The sequence below is a fragment of the Corynebacterium sp. genome, from assembly GCF_022712275.1.
Taxonomy (GTDB): domain Bacteria; phylum Actinomycetota; class Actinomycetes; order Mycobacteriales; family Mycobacteriaceae; genus Corynebacterium.
The window spans coordinates 1-15,450 of the sequence record NZ_JALAGU010000050.1; the positions used below are offsets into that span (position 1 = coordinate 1).

Annotated in this window: 22 protein-coding genes and 2 tRNA genes; 1 reads left to right on the plus strand and 23 read right to left on the minus strand. The window is 61.2% G+C overall.

What is annotated here, in order from left to right:
- Positions 1 to 173 precede the first annotated feature (173 nt).
- A complete protein-coding gene (locus Q0A27_RS11715) occupies positions 174 to 515 on the minus strand; it encodes a hypothetical protein (RefSeq protein ID WP_291475687.1) in 342 nt (113 codons plus the stop codon).
- Between the two features lie 291 nt (positions 516 to 806).
- Here Q0A27_RS11715 and Q0A27_RS11720 point away from each other — a divergent pair, with 291 nt between their 5' ends.
- Positions 807 to 1,130, plus strand: a complete 324-nt coding sequence (locus Q0A27_RS11720) for an Lsr2 family protein (RefSeq protein WP_291475688.1) — start codon at positions 807 to 809, stop codon at positions 1,128 to 1,130.
- A 137-nt stretch (positions 1,131 to 1,267) separates the two neighbouring features.
- Here Q0A27_RS11720 and Q0A27_RS11725 read toward each other — a convergent pair whose 3' ends face one another.
- The 22 genes from Q0A27_RS11725 to Q0A27_RS11830 all read right to left on the minus strand — a co-directional run bounded on the left by Q0A27_RS11725 (position 1,268) and on the right by Q0A27_RS11830 (position 15,445).
- Positions 1,268 to 1,459 carry a hypothetical protein gene (locus Q0A27_RS11725; protein WP_291475689.1) on the minus strand — a complete coding sequence of 64 codons (192 nt, stop codon included), beginning with the start codon at positions 1,457 to 1,459 and terminating at the stop codon, positions 1,268 to 1,270.
- Positions 1,460 to 1,572: 113 nt separating this feature from the next.
- Positions 1,573 to 1,643, minus strand: a tRNA-OTHER gene (locus Q0A27_RS11730).
- 534 nt (positions 1,644 to 2,177) lie between these two features.
- A tRNA-Leu gene (locus Q0A27_RS11735) sits at positions 2,178 to 2,261 on the minus strand.
- A 193-nt stretch (positions 2,262 to 2,454) separates the two neighbouring features.
- On the minus strand, positions 2,455 to 3,009 hold the full coding sequence (locus tag Q0A27_RS11740; protein ID WP_291475690.1) for a hypothetical protein: 555 nt from the start codon (positions 3,007 to 3,009) through the stop codon (positions 2,455 to 2,457).
- 97 nt (positions 3,010 to 3,106) lie between these two features.
- Positions 3,107 to 3,310: a hypothetical protein gene (locus Q0A27_RS11745; protein ID WP_291475691.1), complete on the minus strand. Its 204-nt coding sequence runs from the start codon at positions 3,308 to 3,310 to the stop codon at positions 3,107 to 3,109.
- 20 nt (positions 3,311 to 3,330) lie between these two features.
- A complete protein-coding gene (locus Q0A27_RS11750) occupies positions 3,331 to 3,690 on the minus strand; it encodes a hypothetical protein (protein WP_291475693.1) in 360 nt (119 codons plus the stop codon).
- The gene (locus Q0A27_RS11755) at positions 3,687 to 3,884 is read right to left on the minus strand and encodes a hypothetical protein (protein WP_291475695.1); all 198 of its coding nucleotides are present in this window, start codon (positions 3,882 to 3,884) and stop codon (positions 3,687 to 3,689) included. Before Q0A27_RS11755 ends, Q0A27_RS11750 begins: the two co-directional genes overlap by 4 nt.
- Before the next feature lie 57 nt (positions 3,885 to 3,941).
- The gene (locus tag Q0A27_RS11760; RefSeq protein WP_291475696.1) at positions 3,942 to 7,052 is read right to left on the minus strand and encodes a ribonucleotide reductase N-terminal alpha domain-containing protein; all 3,111 of its coding nucleotides are present in this window, start codon (positions 7,050 to 7,052) and stop codon (positions 3,942 to 3,944) included.
- A 66-nt stretch (positions 7,053 to 7,118) separates the two neighbouring features.
- Complete coding sequence (locus Q0A27_RS11765) at positions 7,119 to 7,517, minus strand: RusA family crossover junction endodeoxyribonuclease (protein ID WP_291475698.1); 399 nt, start codon at positions 7,515 to 7,517, stop codon at positions 7,119 to 7,121.
- Positions 7,510 to 7,830, minus strand: coding sequence for a hypothetical protein (locus Q0A27_RS11770; protein ID WP_291475699.1), 321 nt, complete (start codon positions 7,828 to 7,830; stop codon positions 7,510 to 7,512). Before Q0A27_RS11770 ends, Q0A27_RS11765 begins: the two co-directional genes overlap by 8 nt.
- Entirely contained in the window at positions 7,827 to 8,633 is an 807-nt protein-coding gene (gene thyX, locus Q0A27_RS11775; RefSeq protein WP_291475701.1) for an FAD-dependent thymidylate synthase, read from the minus strand. Before thyX ends, Q0A27_RS11770 begins: the two co-directional genes overlap by 4 nt.
- Positions 8,630 to 8,911, minus strand: a complete 282-nt coding sequence (locus tag Q0A27_RS11780; protein WP_291475702.1) for a hypothetical protein — start codon at positions 8,909 to 8,911, stop codon at positions 8,630 to 8,632. Before Q0A27_RS11780 ends, thyX begins: the two co-directional genes overlap by 4 nt.
- Positions 8,912 to 9,317: 406 nt before the next feature.
- Positions 9,318 to 9,680: a hypothetical protein gene (locus tag Q0A27_RS11785; protein WP_291475703.1), complete on the minus strand. Its 363-nt coding sequence runs from the start codon at positions 9,678 to 9,680 to the stop codon at positions 9,318 to 9,320.
- Positions 9,681 to 9,688: 8 nt separating this feature from the next.
- The gene (locus Q0A27_RS11790; protein ID WP_291475704.1) at positions 9,689 to 10,813 is read right to left on the minus strand and encodes a hypothetical protein; all 1,125 of its coding nucleotides are present in this window, start codon (positions 10,811 to 10,813) and stop codon (positions 9,689 to 9,691) included.
- Entirely contained in the window at positions 10,810 to 11,034 is a 225-nt protein-coding gene (locus Q0A27_RS11795) for a hypothetical protein (RefSeq protein ID WP_291475707.1), read from the minus strand. The genes Q0A27_RS11790 and Q0A27_RS11795 overlap by 4 nt, the downstream gene beginning before the upstream one ends.
- A 171-nt stretch (positions 11,035 to 11,205) precedes the next feature.
- The gene (gene dut / locus Q0A27_RS11800; RefSeq protein WP_291475821.1) at positions 11,206 to 11,628 is read right to left on the minus strand and encodes a dUTP diphosphatase; all 423 of its coding nucleotides are present in this window, start codon (positions 11,626 to 11,628) and stop codon (positions 11,206 to 11,208) included.
- Between the two features lie 218 nt (positions 11,629 to 11,846).
- Entirely contained in the window at positions 11,847 to 13,175 is a 1,329-nt protein-coding gene (locus Q0A27_RS11805; protein WP_291475709.1) for a replicative DNA helicase, read from the minus strand.
- 28 nt (positions 13,176 to 13,203) lie between these two features.
- Positions 13,204 to 14,343 (minus strand): hypothetical protein, encoded by a 1,140-nt coding sequence (locus tag Q0A27_RS11810; RefSeq protein ID WP_291475711.1) that lies wholly within the window; start codon positions 14,341 to 14,343, stop codon positions 13,204 to 13,206.
- Positions 14,336 to 14,506, minus strand: coding sequence for a hypothetical protein (locus Q0A27_RS11815; RefSeq protein ID WP_291475713.1), 171 nt, complete (start codon positions 14,504 to 14,506; stop codon positions 14,336 to 14,338). The genes Q0A27_RS11810 and Q0A27_RS11815 overlap by 8 nt, the downstream gene beginning before the upstream one ends.
- Positions 14,503 to 14,883 (minus strand): hypothetical protein, encoded by a 381-nt coding sequence (locus tag Q0A27_RS11820; protein WP_291475715.1) that lies wholly within the window; start codon positions 14,881 to 14,883, stop codon positions 14,503 to 14,505. Before Q0A27_RS11820 ends, Q0A27_RS11815 begins: the two co-directional genes overlap by 4 nt.
- On the minus strand, positions 14,880 to 15,137 hold the full coding sequence (locus Q0A27_RS11825; protein WP_291475717.1) for a hypothetical protein: 258 nt from the start codon (positions 15,135 to 15,137) through the stop codon (positions 14,880 to 14,882). The genes Q0A27_RS11820 and Q0A27_RS11825 overlap by 4 nt, the downstream gene beginning before the upstream one ends.
- Entirely contained in the window at positions 15,134 to 15,445 is a 312-nt protein-coding gene (locus Q0A27_RS11830; protein ID WP_291475719.1) for a hypothetical protein, read from the minus strand. Before Q0A27_RS11830 ends, Q0A27_RS11825 begins: the two co-directional genes overlap by 4 nt.
- Positions 15,446 to 15,450: the final 5 nt, after the last annotated feature.

Genomic DNA, 15,450 nt, shown 5'->3' on the forward strand with positions numbered 1-15,450 from the left:
GCGTGGGGGTGTGGGGTGCCCGGGTGCCGGTGGTGCCTAGTCCCATGCGGTGTCGTGGTCTGTGGTGTGCCATTGGTTGAGTAGTTGTCTTGTGTGTTGTCGTTCGGTTCGGTGTCGTGTGGTCTTGTCGTCCCAGTGTTCCCTGTCGTCCTGGTCGTACCAGTCGGCGTGGGTCATCGGATGGTTGCCTTGTTGTGCTTGGTTGCGTTGAGGTATGCGCGGTACAGGTTGGCCTCATCCCCTACGATGGTGAACTGTCCGTTGCTGAGTTGCTTCCGTCTAGCTTCAATGACTGCCCACACTGCGTTGAGTAGTTCATCCCACGTCTCGTCTACTGTCGACTCCTCGGCGGGGACGTACCGTGTCCACTGCCCTGCGGGGAACATGGCGATGGTGCGGTCACCGCCTGACCGGATGATGTGGAGTGCCCCTGTCCCCTCTTCATCGAGGAGGGGGTAGGCGTCTTCGGGGGTGGTGTAGGTTTCCCCGTCGGGGGTGTGGATGGTGAAGCGCACGGGGCGGTGTTCCTTCCGAGGGGTCATGTGCCAGTGGGGGTGGGGCTATTCGTCATCGACCCCGAGGATGTCCATCATCAATGCCTGCTGAGCCATTGCGAGTAGCCCCGTCTTTGTGAGCATGGGGACTTCTTCATCCCCGTGGGATTGCCACTCTTCCCCGATGATGGGGGTGTCCGTCTTCGTCTAGTCCGTAGGTGAGTGTGTATGTGGCGACGGGTATTGCGATGTCCATAACCCTTCCCCCCTCATGTAGTATGTTGCCTATCCCCTATTGAAAGGTTGTGCATCATGGCACGCAAGGAAGTAATCCAGTACGTCGATGACCTGACCGGTGAGCAGTTGTCCTCCGATGAGGTGCGCACCGTGAACTTCTCCTACTCGGGGAAGGATTACACTCTGGACCTGTCGCAGGAGAATGCGGATAGGTTGCGCGAGGTTCTGTCCCCGTGGTTGAAGGTTGCGACGCGGGTGTCGGGTCGTCGTGCTTCGTCTAAGGTTCCGGCGCGCAACGATCTGGACGAGGTGCGCGCGTGGGCGCGTGAGAACGGTTTCACGGTGTCCGATCGGGGGCGTGTGGCGCAGAAGATTCTGGACGCCTACGACGCCCGCTAGGCTGCCGGGCGGGTGGTCCGGTGATGATGTGGAGGGGGATGGTGCGTGCCCTCCCCTCTGTGTGTTGTGCCCCGGGTGGGGTGTTGTGCGTGCCGGGGGCTTGAACCCTGGTGCCTGCCTGTCACGCGGCCTGTTGGCTATTGCAGTTCTGATTCGATGGTCACCTTCGGAGCGAGGAGTGTGAGCTGAACCTTGGTGATCTCGTGGGGGTTCTCGACCCCGTCTATGAAGATCCCGTCCTCGGCGAGTAGGAGTTCGTGGCCGTCGAGGGTGATGTGTTTTCCTGCGGCGTCTCGGTAGATACGAACATGGTTTGGTGTGTGTGTCATTTCGCTCTTCCGGCTTCGTCATGCGGCCTGTTGGCTTGTGAGCGTTGGCGGGTCTCGTCGTCCGGCGAGAACACCGTCAGCCGCTATTCCTCACCGTCGTAACGGGAGGTTCGTGCGCGTCCGAGGACTTGAACCCCGGACTCCCGCCCTATCGGGCAGTTCTCTAACCATTGAGTGAACGCGCATCGCTGGTCGCTTTCCCCACACCGTGCTGTGGTTTCCGCTTCCAACTACGGCTGAGACAGACCCCCGTGAGGTGGTGCTGTCAGCGCCCGCCGTGGACAGAGACCCCGGATGAGGCGCATCGTTGAGAGGCATACCGGGGTGGACTCCTGACGTGATGGTGCACCATCACTGACCAACATGGGCGGTCCAGGCTCCCTGTGCGCAAGCGGGTTTCGACACCACTAGAACCAGACCCTAAAGACCTGACCATCCACACTGTGGACTACTTGCGCTGCCCCGCGTCCGGGGCACCGTGACTATTGCCACGGCTGTTACATTTTGCGGCGCAACCCGCGAGGGTATCCCGACCTCTTCATAAAAACCTGACCAGTCCCGGGACGGTCAGGAGCAATAGGTCGACAGAGGCACCTGCTATGGCTGCATCGTTGAGAGGCAGACCAGTGCAGTACGTGCTTGCCGTACCTGTGGCGACACCTGCCAGTAGCTACAGTGTCACCTGATTCATGGAGCACGACCGCGCTGCATGAATCCGTAGCCGCCGAGGGGATCGAACCCTCACGCCCTCACGGGCAACGGATTTTGAATCCGTCGCGTCTGCCTGTTTCGCCAGGCGGCTAGGTGCCCTCACCCCTGCGCTCCGTGATCCGGCAGCAACAATCGTTAAGTCCGGTGTCGGCTTGCGCAAAAGGGTTGGGCATGAACCCCGGTGGAGAGCCGGGGTAAGTGGAGAACCACAAGAGAAGGAGAGTGTTAGCGGGTGGTGAGATGTTTTCTCAATTTCCCGCTATCACTATTGTACCCCGCTATTCTCACGGGGTTGTGAAACTCTTCGGGTTTTTCCGTTTCGCGTCGAGAATATCCCGAACCGCTAGGGCAGAGTTCAGCTCAACCACCACGTCGCCGTGAATGTCTTGAATGCAGTCCACCCACTGTTGATCCACCCACCGGTAGATAGTGGACTTGCCCCTGCCGGTAAGTGTCGCCACTTCCCCAATCGTCCGATAGTTCTTGTCCGGCTTGTCGTAGTAGAACCGCAAACAATCCCGCGTAGCCTCCCCTGCACGAAGAAGATCCCCCACCCCCTCGGTGGTGACTACCTCCCCCGCATACGCCCGCAGGTGCGAGATCACGCGCTCCAGGTCCGGGTACCGCTCCCCATGCTCATCCTCCACAATCCCCGACGATCTCAGCCCCAAGATCCCGCCCTCACAGTCCCTCCAGAAGCACCCCATCTTCACCGGTGGCACCGACCCCATTGCTACGCAGTAGTCGATCAGGTTCCCGACGAAGCACACCTCCATGTCTGCCAGGGCTTGTGCCGACAGGTTCCCCGGTGGTTTCGACCCGGGGGGCGGTGGTTTCACGAACGGGTCGTCCTCGTGCGGTACGGTGAGGGGGTTGTTGTGGAGGAAGTCTGTGCGTGCCCGTTCGACGTACTCGGTGACTTCTGCGAGGTGGTCTCTAAGCTGCTGCGCGTCCAGTGTTCGCCTCCTCCATGATCCATGCGACCTTCGCCGCCACCTTCGCCGGCGACCAGCGCTCGTTGATGACCGCCGCACCCCACGGGTGGTAAGGCTTCGTGCGGATCAACTTCACCCCCAACTCCCCGGTGTTGCTGTCGAGGACGGTTACCCACCATTTGCTGCCCGCTGGTGGTTCTGGCATTAGGTTGATTACGGACTTGCTCATGCGTTCCCCCATTCGGTGACGTACTCGTGCGGTCGTCGCTTGCTGTTGTATTTCCGTACGATCTCCCGTGACGCTTCCCAGATCGCTTTGTCCATCTCATCTTCGGTGCGAGGCACGGTCGAGTTGGTGTATTTTGCGGTCCAGTAGTCTCCCTCGTCGACGGCTTTAATCCGCTTACGTTCGAGTTCTATGTCTGTCTTGAGCGTACTGACGCACTCGTAATCTACTTCGTGTTCCGATCCGAAGAATCCAGGGTCGCGGATAATCAGTTTGGCTCGACAGAACCGATAGCGCTCTTCCTCAACTTCCCACCGTCCGCCCTGGGGTGGCGGGTACAGTTTCAGCGTGTCGCTCATTTGCTCCCCTTCGTCTCAATGCGCGTATCCCGGAACACGAACAGGCCCAGAACGATCGTGATGAACACCGGCCAGAACCCCACCTCGTGTCCGAACTCTGCGACCAGTGGGCGAATCCCCCACTCGACAAGCGCCGCAACACACAAGCACTGAAGCACTGCGACCGCGAGTAGTAGTGCTGCTGATTCCTTCATTTGTTTCTCCCTCGATTGAATGAGCGTGACAGGTATGCGCTCCCCACCTCCCGCTGGCTACAGTGCGCAGGACTCGCAGAACCCCGCAGCAGTGCCCTCCACCTCGGTCCCCTCGAACGCGGGCTGCTGAAGTCGGATGTAGTAGAGCGACTTGCAGCCCATGCGCCACGCTCGAATCTGCGCCAGGTTGATGTCCCTCGTCGTCGCCTTATCCGTGAAGAACAAGGTGAGCGACTGCCCCTGATCCACCCAATGCTGCGACACCGCGTAAGTGTCGATCACTTTCTTGTAGCCGATGGTGGACGCGGACTGGAACAGGTGCGCGTTCTCGTTCGTCAGGTGCGGCTGCGGGTAGTACACGCGCCCAAGCTTCCCCTCCTTGCGGATCTCCACACCGGACGCCACCGGGTGGATAGAGGAGGTGCTGTGGTTGATGTACGAGATACTGCCGGTCGGCGGGATCGCCTGAAGGTAAGCGTTCGCCATGCCGTACTTCGCCACCTCCACCCGCAGTGCGTCCCACTCCTCGCGGGTCGGCGCTGACAGTCCCGGCATGATCTCCAGATCGTCGCCGAACTCCTCGCACTTCGGGTACGCCACACGCTCGAACCACGCCCCGGTGTCGTACTCACACCCATCAAACCAAGCGTGCGGGCCGTGCTCCCGTGCGATCTGCGTTGAGGCGAGCATCGCCGCCCACGTCACACGAGCCATATAGCGATCCAGGATGCGTAGCGACTCCGGCGCGCCATACTCAATCCCGAGATCCCCCAACGCCCCATGCCAGTTCATCTGCCCCAAACCGATACTGTGCGAATCGTCGTTGCCCTTACGCACGGACGGCACCGAATCAATGCTTGTTGTCCGGGACACCTGATCCAGTGCCTTAGTCGCCACCACAACCGTGTCCGTGAACTCGTCCGTGGTGAGGTCCAGCATCTTCCGCATGTTGAACGAACCAAGGTTGCAACTGATGTCATGTCCGACCGTCTGGTAGGTCAGGTCATCGTTCAGGACCGAGGGGGTCTGAACCTGCATGATCTCGGAACAGTTGCCCGTCTGAACACCGTTGAAGATCACCTTGTGTCGCTTTGGCTCGTTCAGGCAGTACGTGTCATCCACGCGACCCTCGTCAATGACGCTTTCCACCCTGATGTAGCCGTTGGCGGCACGCTGATGGTCCACTTCCTCAACGATGACCCTGCGGGTAGGCAGTCCGAGCTTCCGGAGTGTCTGCGATTCAGTACCGCTAATGATGAGTCGATAAGCGGTCTTGGTCTCGTACTCCTTCTGCCCCGGCTTGAACCGCGTCCGTCCAGCATCACGCATCTTCTTCCACCGTGACGACACGCCCATCTCGGTGAGCATGATGCGGATGTCTTCCAGGAACTCGGGGTGGATTGACCCGATCTGAAGGCCCACCTTCCCGTTGCCCCATCCGTCACCGTCGAGCATTCCTGCAAGCCATTCCAGGCGACTCTTCAGTGAGTATGTAGAGTCCGGGACAACATACTTCCGGGGAGTCCCCTGGTGCAGCACGTAGGACACTCGACCGGTTGCATCCGGCTTCAGTGAGCTGGACTTATACTCAATGAACTCCCCGAGGTGAGTCTTGCCAGGGTAAAGCCGGAGGATTGGCGATCCGTTCACCCCGTAGGTGCCGTCTGCGCTATGCAGGCCAGCGGTGTAGGCGTAGGGGAAGTCGGGGGCGTCCTCGTTGTCCACCACCGGAAGACTGAACTTGTCGATCATGTCGCCCGGCTTCAGTTCCCCGGCCCGGGTCTCGACAACCTTACGGCTCCCGTATCCCGTCTTGACGTAGAACTTGTGGTACGGGGTGACGTCCATCGACGCGCCATTGTCGAAATCGACGGTGATTAGCGGCTGTCCCTTACCTGTCTGCTCGACCCTAGACAGTGACCATTCTTCGCCGTTCCACACTTCAACGTCCTGGCCTGCTAGGTCCACAATCGGGACGTTTCCCGACCGGGTGAGGAGGAGCGTTTCTGGCGCTACGCACAGGTTGGACATCTGGATGCGTCCCACATGGTTCATCGGGTTAGCGCGGGACGCGACATCAGAGAACAGGACGTATGGGTAACCAGATTCGAACTGCACCTCGGAGAGGGTCTGGAAGAACGTTCGTGCGTTGATCTTCCGCTTCGTGATCCGGTCATCGTCCACCCACGAGCTGTAACGGTCGGTGATGTCACACTCGCTGAACGGCTTGCCCTCCACCCGCTCCACGTCATATGGGGAGAACAGGTACATGTCAGCGTCCCGCTTCGCCAGCTCGAACGTGATGTCCGGGACGATCACGCCGATGCTGAGCGTCTTGATGCGGATCGCCTCATCCGCGTTCTCCTTCTTCGTGTCCAACGCTGCCATGATGTCGGGGTGGTGGGCGCTGATGTACACCGCGCCCGCACCCTGCCGCTGACCGAGCTGGTTTGCGTACCGGAAGTCCGATTCGAGGATCTTCATCACCGGCACGAGGCCGGATGCGGCATCGGGAATGCCCTTGATTGCTGCGCCGGATTCGCGCAGGTTCGTGAGGTTGATGCCCACACCCCCGCCACGCTTCGACAGTTGGAGGGCACTGTTGCTCACCCGGCCGATGGATTCCATGTTGTCCTGCACGTCGAGGAGGAAGCAGGACACCCGCTCCCCGCCCTTCGCCCGCCCGGCGTTAAGGAATGTGGGGGTTGCCGGCTGGAATCTTCCGGTGATGATCGCGTCCACGAGATCCTTCGCCGCGTCGTAGTCCCCACCGGAAAGGTCCACGGCGGTCATCACAACCCGGTCCTCAAACCGTTCGTAGTAGCGGGTGCCGTCCTCAGTGCGCAGCGCGTAGGAGGTGTAGAACTTCAGTGCACCCATGTACGACTGGAAGCGGTACTTGTGAGCGTATGCCTGTTGGAACAGTGCCTTGAACTGGTCGAAGGTGAACCGTTCGACGGTTTCACGCTTCCACAGGTTGTTGTCCACCAGGTAGTTCGTCTTCTCTCGGAGGTTGTGGAAGAAGACGGTGTTCTGGTTGACCTCTTCGAGGAAGTAGGCGCGTGCCGCTTCGTGGTCTTTGTCGAGCTGGAGCTTCCCATCCTTCAGGATGTTCACTTCGCTGTTGAGTGACTGGTAGGTGGTATTGGTCAATGGTTCTCCTTGCATGGTTGTTAACCCCCGCGTGGTGTGCGAGCGGGGGTTGTGGAGCGTCGCACGCGCTCAACTGTTCGATTACGCGGGGGTGAGTGTGATGTGTGCTCCGGGTGTTTCCCCCGGCTCGGCGCGTCTCTTGTGCGCGTGGATGGTGACAACCTGCGAATCGTCGCCGTATGCGGTGCCGGTCAGCCCGTCACAGGTGGAACGCAGCAACTTGTCGCAATCCGGGCGCTGCACCATTGGTGGTGCGGGCTTGTCCCCCAGCGCTTTCGGGCGGGGCATGACGAATACAACGTCGAGGACGAGCGGCCCGTCTAGCAGTTCCCCCACCGACTCCCGCGCCACCCTCCCCACCGCTTCCCGCCACGGCTTCACCTTCTTGCTCGACTCCACCAACACCACCCGGCCCCCACGGATGAACCCCGTCTTACTGCCCTGCGGTGCTGGTGTCCCCTCTACGAAGAAGCTAGGCATCTGCCCCCATTGCGTCCTCCAGATCAGCGTGCAGCCGGTACGAGTCCCACGCTTCTTCGTCCTCGCAGGTGACGATCTGGTCCACGTCGCGGCGTGGGATGTGGACGGTGCCGTCGGCTTTGTCGGTGACCAGTACCCAGTGCTTCATTTCTTCGACGTTTCCGATGACGAAGATGGTTTCGTACCAGATGTCCCACTCGTCACCGTCTACGCTTTCCGTCTTCTCGCGTTGTTCGAGCTGGTATCGGACAACGCCGTAGCCGAGGTGGGTGATGCGTTCTTCGGTGGTGTGCTTGATGGCGAACAGGCTCATGCGGTCTCCTTGTTGTGTCGTTCTCCGATGCGCTTCCGGCGTGCCAGGACTGCTTCACGGTCGGGGCGTTCTTCGCCCATTTCCCCGTAGGCGATCTGCTCGTTGATGTACCGGACGACGGTGGGCGCGACCGGCTCTAGCGCGTCTGCAATGAGCCGTGCAATCTCTTGCATCTCCCTGTCGGCGCTGGGGTGTGCTCGTAGTGGGAGGATGGTGGACCAGGCTCGCAGGTTGCCGGTGACGACGCCGCGAACCTCGGTGCAGTTCGGGAGGACGGAGCGGGCAGCTTCACGCGCCTGTTTACGGGGGACTCCGTCTGCTTCGAGAAGGCTCACGAAGTAGTTGTAGGAGTTCAGGTCTCGGATGGTTTCCTGTCCCCAATCGTCCTGAGCGAGGTCTGTGGGCACCTCTTTGAGTGCGGGTGGCATGACAACGCCGAACGTGTTTGCGTCCACGTACCTCTGACTGACGACAGACCAGGACAGGTGCCTGTGGCGCTCAAGTTCGAGCAGACAGGCCCGCGAGATTCCAGAGAATCGGAACGTTGCGCTTGCGTGCTCCAGGATGCTGCCGTGCTGCATCTCAAACGCGGTACGGCGGATGTAGTCAGCGTTGCGTGCGGTCTTCGGGTTTGGCTTGTCCCAGGATTCATAGCAGCCGCGCCCTGCGAACTCGACCAGGCATTCCGCGTCGGTTGCGGCAGGGTCGAGGCTCATCCAGTCCTCAATCTTCGGCCCGCCCCCCGGCGTGTACGTGAGGGTGGTTGATGCGATCAACTCAATCTGCGGGGTAACAATGTTCACGTGGTCTCCTCATAGTCGGTTACGTCTTCCCCATACTCGGTGAAGATTCTGATCTTGCAGTCAGAGTGCGCCCGGAAGAATGAAGTTGCCGCACATGACCGCTGGTGGCGCACGCCGTCCGGCCAGCGGTTCCATTTGATGCCGTGCTCAACGATTGCTTCACGGTTCCGCAGCATGTACTGGGCGTTCGGAATATCGTATCGGTGCTGACCCACTTCCCAATCTGATTCGATGGGAGGATTGTGGGAGTGGCACTGGTAGTAGATCCAGGTACTCACAGGTATTCGTCCTCCTCGTTGTGATGCTTCCGCCACCAGCCGCCGTAAGCGCCCGGGGTGTACCGCCAGCCCGCTTCGTGCGCGTCTTGCTCGTCGTGCTGATATTCCGCCTCGTCGTCCTCGTGCCTCACTTCTGCCCCCTCGCGTGACAGAGGATCGCTAAACAACCGACGACCAACAGTGCTAGTTCCCTCATGTGTCCTCCTCGTTGTGCAGTTCGCCTCCCGGCCAGTGCGATTCGCCGCTCACGACTCGCTGGCGTCCCAATCACCCTCGCGGGGATCATCCAGCGCCAACTCGATTGCGTGCTCCCAGTTGCGTGCCTCCACATGAAAAACCGCCGTCACCTCGAAAGTGCGGCGGTTCGTGTGGTTAGCGTTCTCGTACAATTCGTGAACGGGGTCAGTCACCGGCGGAACCTTTCGGCCAGGCCCTCACTATCTGACCATCCGCACCGGAACTTGGGACGCACAATATCCCATCCACCCCAAGCGCCTTTTCGCCAAACAGTGCAGTCAGGTGAAGTAACCTCAGTCCCCACCGCCGCATCTTTGAACCAATCACTGTTGTGTCCTGATGCGTTGATCCTGTCTAGTTCATCCTTCAGGAAGTCGATCGCCTTCCGCAGGTCCGATTCAACCTCCCCCTTGTTGTTGCCATCCAGTCGGCAGGACCGGGCAATGTACTGCACAGCCTGCCCCGCGTTCGACGTGAGGTGACGACTAATGTCGAGCACCTGCACCTTCCCGAACTTGTAGTAGTCGCTCACGTGTCCTCCTAGACGATTGAGATGTTCGCGGGCTTGCCGTCCACGTCATCGAAGACGAGGACACCCGGATTGCCGGTCGCGCCAGTGCTGTTGGCGAACCATCGACTCTCGGTTTCCAGCGCGGGGGCGCACATGATCCACCGACGAGCCGTCCACGACCACGCCCGCATCCCATGGAAATGTCCGAACAGCAGCACATCCGCAGCGGCGGCAGGCCTGTCATTCGTGATCTGCCCCGCCCACCACTTCTCAGCGCCGTTCACCGGACCACCACTAAACCGGTGACCGTGCACCACCGCGTAGGTCAACGATCCTGCCGTGTAGGTCACGTCCCCGGTGTTCGGCTCCGGGTAGTAGAAGCTCACACGGTCATCCAGTCCGGCGAGTTCGATTGCCTGCTGCACGTTGTTGACGATCTGAATATCGAACGAGTCAGTCATGGACACGTTCGACACGCGGGTGCTCTCCCCGTGGTTGCCGGGGATCGCCGCCACAATCACCTCCGATGCGGCCTCTAGGCACTTCTGCACCGTGTCTGATACGAGGTGGCAGGCGACCCGGATCTGCTCGGTGAGGGTCAGGTCGCAGCCGCCGATGTTCTTCCCGTTCTGCGACACGTACCCTTCGATCAGGTCACCGCCGAAGACGAGGTTGATCCCCTCGAAAGGTCCATCCTCTAGTGCGCGGTCCACGCTGTCTCGCCAGCGTTGGATGAGGATGTCTGAACCGCCACCGTCTTCCGCGCTCTTGCCGATGTGCGTGTCACTGAGCATGATGGTGCGCCACCCGCTGCGTGGTTCGTAGGGGTACGACGGCTCGGCGTAGATGTTGTCGAGCAGGTCTTCCACGTTGAACGTCCGATCCGGTCGCTCAACGATCTGTGCCCGGTAGGCACGAAGCCAGCCATGCCCCGCAACCTGCCACGTAGAGTGCCTGACGGCTCCCTCGATGACGTACTTCTCCGGGTCGTATCCGAACTCTCGGAGAATGTGGTCCCACTGTCCATCCCCCGGCGCATCTTCACTGCTGGTGGGAATGGTCGTGACGAATCCCTGCTCCCCGTCCCACTGCACACCGGGCGTCCAGCCTGTCGGCGCGGGGGTATTCAGGTTCTTCAGTGCGTCAATGTTCACGCAGTCTCCTTTTCCAGCTGGTATCGAAGTTCTTTCAGTGCGGTCTTCTTGAACGGGAAGCTCGCGTGCTCCCGTAGTGCTTCGAGTGCGACCGGTGCGGACTGCGACAGGATCACCCCCGCCACCACCTCGCGCTCTTCACCGTCGAGCCGGTCGAACCATGCCCGAGCGGTTCGCGGCTTCCCGCCGCTGCCGTACTTCCTCAGTTCAGCGATGTTCAATTTTCCTCCACTTGTCCTTCTTCACCTGCACGGCCCAGCCCTCCTTGACTAGGGCGTGCATGATTCCCTCAACCTTGTGCGCGTCCTCCCGCAACACGCACGATTTCAGCGTGTACAGGCTGCACTCCATGCCACTGTTCAGCGCGTCCCTCACCCACTGTTCAGTGTCCGTCACCGCCCGGTGGACCCGTGCCCGCCGTCACCACGCTCCGTGACATCCAGCGACTTGACGGGGACGAGCGTGGGCCGTTCAACCCGCTGGATGATGAGCTGCGCGATCCGGTGCCCCTTCTTGATCTCGACGGGAAACATGCCCGCGTTGTGTAGGTTCACCTTGATCTCACCCCGGTAGTCCGAGTCGATCACGCCGGGGGCATTGAGGACGCTCACGCCATGCAGTGCGGCCAACCCCGACCGGGAATGCACAAACCCCGCGAACCCCACCGGGATAGCAGCCGCCACGCCCGTCCCCACCAGCTGCCACTCAGCCGGCAGGATCGTCACATCCTCCGCTGCGATCAGATCCGCGCCAGCGTCCGTGGGGTGCTTCCTCTGCGGCACCTGCGACGGCTCCGCAATGATCTTGATGTCCAGTGTGTCCTCCTACTTTCGCTTGTGATTTTCCGACTGGCCGAGTATCCGCAGGACTCTCATCGTCTCCCGCGCTAACTCCACGTCATCTGGTATGGATTGTTCGATCCGTTTATCTCGCCTTCCGCTCGGGCGCATGAACGCGGCTCCAAGAGCTACCCCCGCCACGAATGCGACCACGCCTATCAGCAGTCCACAAAAAATCGTGACCATCTGTCCTCCTATGCAAATGGAGTGAAGCGCGAGTAATGCAACTGGTTAGTCACCGTCACAATCCCCGTCGCCCCACCACGGTTCTTCGCCACGATCAGGTCGGCCTCACCCGCCCGCTCGTGGTCCTTGTTCTCCGCATCCGGCCTGTTGATAAGCACGATGACGTCGGCGTCCTGCTCCAGGGAACCGGATTCCCGCAGGTCAGACGGCTTCGGTAGTGCATCATCCCCGCGCTTCGCAACCTCACGGTTCAGCTGCGCGATGGCGATCACCGGCACACCACATGACTTCGCCAACAACTTCAACGACCGGGAGAAGTTCGACACCTCCTGCTGCCGTGACTCCTCCTTGCCCCCGGACCTGAGCAACTGAAGGTAGTCCACCGCGATCAGCCGTATCCCGTGCTGCCTCACCGCCAGTTTCGACTTCGCGGTGATGTCCAGCATTGTTAGCTCCGGTGAGTCATCGACCCACAGTGGCGCGTCGCTGAACTTTTCGCGGGCGGTTTTGATCCGTTCCCAACCGTCCTGCGGGACATGCCCGGTTTTGAGTTGATTGATCGGCACTTGCGCTTCGGCGGACAGGGCACGTTCCTGCACCTCGTCCTCCGTCATCTCCAGACTGAACAGCAGGCTCGGCTGATTGTGGGTGATGCTCATGTGACGCATGATGTCCAAAGCAAGTGTGGACTTACCCACACCGGGGCGGGCTGCGACAATCACCATCTGCCCGGGTTTCAGTCCGCCGTTCAGTGTCTTGTCGAGGTCGGGGAACCCGGTTTCGATCCGGTCTTCCGTCGCCCCGTCGGCACGCATTGAGATGGTGTCCAGCAGCTCGTCAATCGTGGTTCCGATGCGGCGCATGTCCTGGTCGTTGACCGCCGTGGCACTGTCCACGATTTCCTGCGCCAGTTCGGTCAGTGTTTCGACGGGCACACCTTCGCGGTATGCCTGCGCTAGTCGCTTGGTTCCTGCGTCGATCCTGCGCCTTGCCGCGTTGTCGGCCACTTGCTCGACGTGCAGCATCAGGCTGATCTGTAGTGGCGCTTCGCTGACGAGTGAGGTGACTGCTACCGCGTCATCCGCGTTGTCGAGGACACCGTTTTCCAGCAGGTAGTTCGCGCCGGATAGATCGTCCACCACCTCGCCCGCGTTGTACCCCTCGACCAGCCCGGCGAAGATCGCCCGGTGCCGGTCGGTGTCCATGTCCTGCGGTTTAATCAGGGTGAGGACTTCGGGGATGCGTTCGGGGTGCTGGAGGATGCCGCCGAGTACGGCGCGTTCCGCTTTGCTTCGTAGTGTGGTCAGGTTCCCTCCTTCATGAGTGAAGCCCCGCATTGTGGCGGGGCTAGTCGGTTGTGGTGGGTCATGCTTCCGGCTCCCACAGGACCGTGACGGGGAGATCGTTGAGCATCTGGTTTACGTCCCACCCCAGTTCACTGTCGGCGTAGTACCACCAGGGCGTATCGCCGCCCTTCTTCTGCATGGCGAGGTCTTCACAGGTGCGGATGATGGCCCCAACCGCCAGCGTGTCGAGTTCGTCGGGGTTGGTGATGACACGCGGCGCGGGCACCAGACGGCGGAGCAGGGTTACATCTCTCAGCATGGCGAATCCGCTGTCTCCGTTGCGTCGTACGACCACCCACGCTGCACCTCCTAGCCCGGCTTTCCTGACGGCAGTGACCTCGGAGCCTTCATGGATTGCGCTCCACGCTTCCCCTGCGGGAATGTTGGCGGGCAGGTCATCGAAGTACTCGCCTCCGACAACCGGCAAGGAATTCTTGCTAGTTCGCTCGACGGTGACGGTCTCGACCTTGTTGAGGTTGTTCAGTGCCGCCTCCACGCGAGTCTTGGTCTCGGGGTTTCGGTCCAGGTGATCGGTGCAGGGTTCGCGGACGGGTCCGCCCCATGCGCTGCCGTCGGAGATGTGCTGCGCGGCTTCCAGCCGGTCCCGCTCGGCGGTGAGGCGGTCTACTTCGTCCTGAGCCTCGTCGCGCTCGGCGGTGCGGAGCATGACAAGGTCGAGGATGCTCTTGTTCTCGGAGGTGAGGCGTTCCACCTCGGATTCTGCCCCGGCGAGGTCTTCGGCCAGTTCCTTCACTTCGGCGTGGGCTTCATCGCGCTCGTCGGTGAGCATCCGTACCTCGGAGGTGAGATCGCTTTCCCGTCTGGCGAGTCCTTGAACCTGCGCAAGCGACCTTTTCCGCTCGTTGGTGACCCGCTCCACCTCGGCGCGGGCTTCCGCGAGGTCGTGCTCCAACTGGGCGGCGAGGTCGGCGAGGGCGAGCAGTTCGTGCTTCCCTGTGCCCACGACGCCCGTGTAGTGCTTCTCCGCCCATTCTCTGATCTCGTCCGCGAGGGTGGGGGCCGGGGCATCCACAGTGGCGAGGATGACACGGGCGGCGGCGACCGTGTCCCACGTGCTGGGTACGCCGCGTACGGGACGGAGAACGGTTTCCGCGAAGCGGAGGGCTTCGCGGCGGTCATGGTCGGTGATGTCACTCATTCGGGGTCTCCTGGTCTAGGTCGAGGGTGTCAGTGACGCCCCAGAGGTCATCCATGTCGGCGTCGAGGCGGTCGATGGTGTGTTGCTGCCGGTTGAGCACGACGGCGAGGCAAGCGGTGGTCGTGAGGGCGGCGAGAGAGACGATCAGGGCGAGGACACTCATTCCACCTCCTCCACGGGTCCGACCAGTCGGCGGACAAGGCGGGAGTCGGAGTCAGGACCGAATGTTGACAGATACTCCCTGGCCTCAGTCTCGCTGTCTTGCGTGCCTTCGTAATGGTCACGCACCATCCACGCGGTGTCTCCGTAGGCGTCCTGCACGCCCCACTCCCACGTCTGTTTGGCGATGGTCTGTGCGAGGTCCGGGGCAGCGGCGATGATGCGGGCGTCACCGTCTTCCACCACGCCGTTGGCTGCTATGTCTTTGAGGTCTTGTCCGGTGACGCGAATGAAGTCCTCGGGGACGTAGCGGTGCATTGTCCACGGCCCGGGGGTTGCCCCGTCGAGCAGTGCGCGGGCCTGTTCTGGTGTGATGTTCATTCGTTGGCCCCGATCAGGTAGGCGGCGACGGGGATAAGCGCGAGGGAGGCGAACCCGATTCGTAGGGCGGTCGCCACTTCCCCGTCGGTCTGCACTGCGATTACCCATGCAGCGATGAACGACGCGACGGCGGATACCGGCGCAATGACGGCGAGTGACAGCCCGGCGTAGTACCCGCCTAGGCGGCGTTTCTCGGTCCTACCGTGGCGCTCTTGGCACGCTCGGACGCCAAGCTTGTAGTCCTCGTAGCTCATGCTTCCTCCAGTGCTTTGCGTGCGGCGCGGACCTCGGCACCCTCGCGGATCACCACGGCGGGGAGGGGTGGCGTCCAGTCGGCATTGAACGGATCGGGTGTCATGCTGGATACGGTGTAGGGGGCGTAGTGCCTCACAGGCCAGACAACCGTGTCCGGGTCGAGTGCTTCCAGTTCCTCCACGGTGCGGATGATCTGCGGGGCGGGGGTGAGGTGGCCTTCGGCTGCAAGGTCGCGTGCCGCGTCTTCTGCGAAGTCCGGGTGCACGTACCGTCCGATGACCTCGGCGGCGTCGTCAATGTTGGTCATGGTTT